This is a genomic window from Aliarcobacter sp., assembly GCF_041672065.1.
Lineage (GTDB): Bacteria > Campylobacterota > Campylobacteria > Campylobacterales > Arcobacteraceae > Aliarcobacter > Aliarcobacter skirrowii.
Genome location: NZ_JBAZAH010000076.1, coordinates 1 through 6,260, shown reverse-complemented (window position 1 = coordinate 6,260; position 6,260 = coordinate 1). Strand labels below are relative to the sequence as shown.

The window sequence follows — 6,260 nt, the reverse complement described above, 5'->3', positions numbered from 1 at the left end:
AAGCTTCCCGTTACATTTGGAGGTGGCATCATAATTGCAAAATTTTTATTTGGCTCTTGAATTGATCTGTTTCCATCAATCTCAAAATAACCTCTATCTTCCCAAATTTTATAAAAACTATCTTCTACCTTTGATGGTTCGTACTTTTCACTCATAAATAATCCTAATTGTGTTACTAAAATGGCATAAATTTTATCTAAATTTTGCTTAAGAGAGCGATAACTTGCGATTTCAAAAGCTTTTTGATAAAATAAAAACTATTATTTATTTAAGGAGAGTAAATGTTTAAAATATTTGTAGGAAGTCTTGTTTTTGCAACATCTTTATTTAGTGTAGATTTACAAAAAGTTGGTGTTGAAGTAAAACTTGATAGTGGAAAAAAAGTAGTTATAAAAAGAGAAGATAGACCAAAAGAGTGCGAAAAAGTAGCTTTTGATCCAAAAGATATCTTTGGAGGAGTACATGAAGCATCAAATAGTGTTCCACAAAACTGTAAAAGAAGTTTTGTAACATATTTTGGAAAAATTGCACCTATGAAAGCATCAAAAAATATTGAAACTTACGGTGAATTAGAGGTTTTAGAGTTTATAGAAAAAGCTAAAAAAGATGATAATCTTTTATTAATTGATTCAAGAACTGAAAACTGGTTTTATCATGAGACAATCCCAACAGCTGTAAATGTTCCATATATTTACACTAAAAAATCTCAATATCCAGATGAGTTTAAAGAGGCTTTAGAGATTTTTGCAGTTGAAGTTAAAAATGGAAAATATGATTTTACAAATGCAAAAACTCTATTAATGTTTTGTAATGCTGCTTGGTGTGGGCAAAGTCCTGAAGCCATGAAAGAGCTAATTTCTATTGGATATCCAGAAGAGAAAATGAAATGGTATAGAGGTGGAATGCAATCTTGGTTAAGTCTTGGACTTACAACAATAAAACCATAATTAAAGCTTGGATTTAATCCAAGCTCTAAGCTAAAATTTCCTCAAAAACTTCAACTATACTTTTATCAATTTTTCCATCTTTTGACTCTTTTTTTAATATATTTATACTCTCTTTGTGATTATTAGACTCTTTTAAGTTATTATATTTAACTAAACAGATAAGTAATCTATCTTTAAAACTTAAATCTTTTGCTACTAAACCAAAAACTCCAGTTCCATCAAGGTTTTCTTCTACTTTAAAGCAAAGTGAGCAAATATCATTAAATCCCATAATCTGATTTAAAACTCTTTTAGTATGGTATGAATAGATCTCTTCTATACTTTCATATTTATATAGTTTTCCAATATTATATAAACTTGAAGCTATTAAAAATATCTGTTTATCTTTATGCTCAAAATTAAAATAATCTGCAAGAGTAAAAGAGTATTTTAAAATTTGTGAATTTGGATTTTGAAGTTTGTGAAAAATTGTTGTCATCTTTAAAATATCTTCAAAATCTAAAGCTTTTGTAAAATCTGCTAGATTTGAGTAAATAAAGATTAAAATCTCACTATCATTTTGTAAATCAAGCCAAAAAGATAGTTTTTTTGAAATATCAAAAAAAGTCTCCTTCAATTTATCTTCTATATTCAAATTTTTTACAAACTCTAAGCAAGAGAGTTTTTGATTTAAAATATCATCTGAAAAATCAAAATTTTTACAAATTGTTGAAGATAGATTTACAATATCTAAAAAAGTTTTATCTTCTATATGCGAAGAGTTTAAAAAATCAAACTCTTTTATATCATCTTTTTTTAAATCACAAATCAAAGAGTAAGAGCATAAATCTGATAGTTTCTCTGATGAAAAATCATATTTTAAAGCTAAATTCAAAGCTATGTAAGCCACTTTTTTACTATTTAAAATTTCACTAAAAGCTAATAAAAAGTTGTTTAAATTAAATACCATTTGCCGTTTTTTATCCATAAATTTTCCTAAATTAAAATTACTTATATAAAAATAATAATACAATATTACCTTTGATTATATTATAAAGGAATTTATATGTTTAAAAAGATTGCTTTTTTAGCACTTATTTGTACATTTAGTTTTGGTTTTGATTATAAGTTAGAGCCAAAAAAAGTTGCAGATGATATTTGGTGTTTTATTGGAAAAATTGAAGTTCCATCAAAACAAAATGGTGGTTTTATGGCAAACTCTTGTTACATAAAAGCAGAAAATAGTTATGTTTTAATTGATACAGGTGCAAACTATAACTTTGCAAAACAAACTTATGAAGCTATGCAGAAAATTGAAGATTTAAAAGTTAGCACAATTATAATCACTCATGAACACGATGATCATTGGATGGGAAATAGTTTTTATAAAGAAAAATTCAATAGCACAATTTATGCTCCTAAAGCTATAAATGAAAACTATGATGAGAGTTCAAAACCTAGAATTTTTGAGATTTTAGATAAAGATGAGATGAAAAATACAAAAGTTATAAAAGCCGATAAGATTGTTGAAGATAAAACAACTTTTAAAGTTGGAAATAAAGAGTTTGAAATATATGCACTAAAACAAAAAGCTCATACAAACAATGATTTAATAGTTTATCTTCCAAAACAAAAAGCTATTTTTGTTGGTGATATTATAATGAATGATAGAATTACTTCAAATAGAGATGGGTCTGTTATTGGAACTTTAGAAGCTATTGATTTTATTGAGTCTTTATCATGGAATACTTTAGTTGCTGGGCATGGAGATAAAACTGGAAAAGATGCATTAAATCATACTAAAGAATATTTTACTCTTTTAAAGAATAGAGTTTTGGAAGCTATTGAAAATGGTGTTGAAGCTGGTCAAATTACAAAAGTTGTAACTATGGATGAGTTTAAAGATATAGCCATGTTTGATGAGTTAAATAGTAGAAATGTTTTTGATGCTTTTAGGGAGTTAGAGTTTTATTAATAAAAACGGAAAAATCCGTTTTTATTAGCAAGAGTACATTGTTTTAAACTCAAATGGTGTAGGTCTTGCTTCATAAGGCCAAACTTGAGTTGAAAACTTATAGTGTTGATAAGTATCAATCATCTCTTTAGTAAATACGGGTCTTAAAAACTCATTGTGTCTTATAAGTGCTTCTAAAGATCCTCTTAATGTATGAGGCATTTGAGGAATATCTCGCTCTCTAATCTCATCTAATGATAATTCAAATAGATCATCATCCATAGGACCAATTGGTTCATATTTATTTTTAATTCCATCAAGTCCAGCCATTAACATAGCTGAAAATGCCAAATATGGACAAGCTGTTGAATCTGGAAATCTCATCTCAACTCTTGTTGATTTTTCACCTGCTCCATAAGGAATTCTACAAGATGCACTTCTGTTTTGAGAAGAGTATGTAAGAATTGAAGGTGCTTCAAATCCTGGAATTAATCTTTTATAAGAGTTTGTTGATGGGTTTGTAAATGCAGCTAGTGCTCTTGCGTGTTTAAAAACTCCACCAATATACCATCTTGCAATATCACTTAAATTTCCATATTCACCCTGCTTGTAGAATAGATTTTTTCCATTTTTCCAAATACTTTGGTGAACATGCATTCCACTTCCATTATCACCATAAAGTGGTTTTGGCATAAATGTTGCAGATTTTCCATTTAAGTGAGCTACCATTTTAATAACATATTTTAGTTTTTGAACATTGTCACTAGCTTCAATTAAATCTGCATAAACTATACCTATTTCGTGTTGTCCTTGAGCAACTTCGTGGTGACCTAAAGTAACTTCAAGACCAACTTGCTCTAAAACTTGCATCATTTCAGCTCTTAAATCAACTCCATTATCAATAGGTGCTACTGGGAAATATCCACCTTTAAGACCTGCTCTATGACCTATATTTCCACCCTCATAATCTCTTGCACTATTCCATTCTCCATCTTCACTATCTACTCTAAAAGATGATTCATTTACGCTATCTTTTATTTTTACATCTTCAAATATAAAAAACTCATTTTCAGGTCCAAAATATGCAACATCTCCAATATTTGCTTCAGCTAAATACTCTACTGCTTTTTTTGCAATAGATCTTGGGCATTTTTCATACATTTTATCTTTATAAATATCATAAACATCACAAATAACAATTATTGTACTATCAGCTGTAAATGGGTCTAAAAATGCAGTTGGAACATCTGGTTTTAAAATCATATCTGATCTATGAATTGGTTGCCAAGCATCGATTGATGAACCATCAAAAGGCATTCCATTTGCTAGTAAATCTTTGTTTACAGCTTTAATATTATAAGTTACGTGATGCCAAGTACCTTTAAGATCAGTAAATCTAAAATCTACAAATTTAACTTCGTGTTCACTACAAAAACTAAAAAACTCTTCTATACTATTTACAAATTTTCCCATTTTTAACTCCATAAAATTTTAAGTTGCCATTTTATCTAAAACTCTATTAAATTCATCTCTTTTTTATAAAAAGTAACACACTTTTTATAGCCAATATCTTTTACCATTTTTACAGCTTCATCATAACCAAAACCAACATGCTCAACACTATGTGCATCTGAACCAAATGTTATGTTTATTCCTAAATCAAAAGCCTCTTCTAAAAGCTGTTTTGATGGATATAGTTCATTTATTGGTTTTCGCAAGCCCGCTGGATTTATCTCTAAAACCATATTTGATTTTTTTATCTGTTTTAAACTATCTTTTGCAATTAATCTTATATCTTTTTTTGGTAAAAATTTGAAAACTTTTATCAAATCCAAATGCCCAACTATTTGAAAATAGTTTGTTTTTGCCATAGCTTCTATTGCATCAAAGTAATCTTCCCAAATTTTATCTATATCAACACTTTTATAAACACCAATAAATTCAGGATTATCAAATCCCCACATTTCGTTTTTATTTTGTAAAAAGTGAACTGAACCTATTAGATAATCAACATTGGCATTTAAAATCTCATCAAGCATAAAGCCATTTAAATAATCAACTTCATAGGCTAATAAAACTTTAATTTTATCTTTGTATTTTTCTTTTGCTTCATTTACCCATTTTTCGTAAAGAGTTCTCTCTTCAAGTTTCATTCTATATTTTGGATCAAAATTCATAGGAGCATGACATGCAAATCCATACTCATCAATTCCTAGTTCTATTGCTCTTTTTACATACTCTTCAACAGTTCCAGTTGCGTGGTTACAAAGTGTTGTGTGATTGTGTAGATCTACTCTTGTTTTTTTACTCATGATAAAATCCCAGCACCATCTATTTTTTGGCTTCTATCTTTTGCATAAATTCTTTTATTATCTTTTAAATCATATTTCCAAATAGGAGCATTTTTTTTAAAATCTTCTACAAACTCATCTATTAACTCTAAAGCAACTCTTCTTTGAGGGCTACAAACACCAGCTATGTATGAGCTTTCATGATTTTTTACATCTCCAAGGCTGTGAGCTAGAAAAACTATTGCATTTTTAGTTTTTGCTTTTTCCTGCCATGAAGCAAACCATTTTTTTAAAATAGGTTCATAAATATCAAAAGATAAACCATCTATTCCATTTTCATCTCTTACAATGCCAACAAAAGTTATAAACGCACCATAATTTAAATTTTTATACTTTTCATACCAAGAGTTGTGAATTTTCTCTATATTTAAGCTTCCTTTGTGAAGCTGTAAATCTTGTTTAAACATAATCAACCACCACAAACAGGAGGAAGTAAACTTACTTTATCTCCACTTTTCAATTCAACATCATTTGAGCTAACTAAACAATCATTTATAGCAACTGCACAAGTCTCAAGCCAAGAAGATACTTTCTCATCATTTTTTAAAATATCTGATAACTCTTTTAAATTTTTTATATCTAAATTCATATCCTCTTTATTTATTGGACCTAAAAATTCAATTTTTATCATCTCAACACCTTTTTATAATCATTTTTGTACTATTATAGCCACTTTAAATTAAAACAATTAAGGCAACAAAGCTATGATATTCTCAAAGATTGATTTTATAAACTTATTACCTTTTCACATTTATATCAAAAAAAATATAAAATCAAATCAACTTAAATCAAGTATTGAGTACAAAAAATCTTATCCATCAAAAATTACAAATAGTTTTAAAAAAAGAAAAACTCACAGTGCTTTTATCTCTTCAATTGGTTCAAGAAATGAAAAATTTTTGGATTTTGGAATAGTTGCAAGAGATTATGTGGATTCTGTTTTAATCTTACCAAATAGAAAAAATAAAGATGATTTTCAATCAAAAACTTCAAATGCACTAGCAAAAGTTTTAGAGCTAGATGGCGAAG

At 28.0% G+C, this 6,260-nt stretch carries 8 protein-coding genes and 1 pseudogene; 3 read left to right on the top strand and 6 right to left on the bottom strand.

Translation table 11 applies throughout. The features are described 5' to 3' along the window. Positions 1-155 (bottom strand): class I tRNA ligase family protein (locus WC168_RS09070; RefSeq protein WP_372618796.1); only part of this gene is annotated, 155 nt, incomplete at its 3' end. Positions 156-281: 126 nt separating this feature from the next. On the opposite strand from WC168_RS09070, the gene WC168_RS09065 reads away from it, so the two are divergent. Beyond that, a complete protein-coding gene (locus WC168_RS09065; protein ID WP_372618792.1) occupies positions 282-947 on the top strand; it encodes a rhodanese-like domain-containing protein in 666 nt (221 codons plus the stop codon). Between the two features lie 25 nt (positions 948-972). On the opposite strand, the gene WC168_RS09060 is transcribed toward WC168_RS09065, so the two are convergent. Next, positions 973-1,914: an HD domain-containing phosphohydrolase gene (locus tag WC168_RS09060; RefSeq protein ID WP_372618790.1), complete on the bottom strand. Its 942-nt coding sequence runs from the start codon at positions 1,912-1,914 to the stop codon at positions 973-975. Positions 1,915-1,992: 78 nt separating this feature from the next. On the opposite strand from WC168_RS09060, the gene WC168_RS09055 reads away from it, so the two are divergent. Next, entirely contained in the window at positions 1,993-2,901 is a 909-nt protein-coding gene (locus tag WC168_RS09055; RefSeq protein WP_372618788.1) for an MBL fold metallo-hydrolase, read from the top strand. A 24-nt stretch (positions 2,902-2,925) separates the two neighbouring features. Here WC168_RS09055 and glnA read toward each other — a convergent pair whose 3' ends face one another. Genes glnA through WC168_RS09035 form a run of 4 tightly spaced genes read right to left on the bottom strand, consistent with a single transcriptional unit; the run spans position 2,926 to position 5,862 of the window. Then, on the bottom strand, positions 2,926-4,353 hold the full coding sequence (glnA, locus tag WC168_RS09050) for a type I glutamate--ammonia ligase (protein WP_372618794.1): 1,428 nt from the start codon (positions 4,351-4,353) through the stop codon (positions 2,926-2,928). 35 nt (positions 4,354-4,388) lie between these two features. Next, positions 4,389-5,192, bottom strand: a complete 804-nt coding sequence (gene hisJ / locus WC168_RS09045) for a histidinol-phosphatase HisJ (protein ID WP_319048064.1) — start codon at positions 5,190-5,192, stop codon at positions 4,389-4,391. Further along, on the bottom strand, positions 5,189-5,638 hold the full coding sequence (locus tag WC168_RS09040; RefSeq protein ID WP_066350034.1) for a molybdenum cofactor biosynthesis protein MoaE: 450 nt from the start codon (positions 5,636-5,638) through the stop codon (positions 5,189-5,191). Before WC168_RS09040 ends, hisJ begins: the two co-directional genes overlap by 4 nt. Before the next feature lie 2 nt (positions 5,639-5,640). Beyond that, entirely contained in the window at positions 5,641-5,862 is a 222-nt protein-coding gene (locus WC168_RS09035) for a MoaD/ThiS family protein (protein ID WP_372618785.1), read from the bottom strand. 73 nt (positions 5,863-5,935) lie between these two features. Between WC168_RS09035 and WC168_RS09030 the strand changes: the two are divergent. Next, positions 5,936-6,260 (top strand): annotated as a pseudogene (locus WC168_RS09030) (hypothetical protein); the annotation flags it as partial.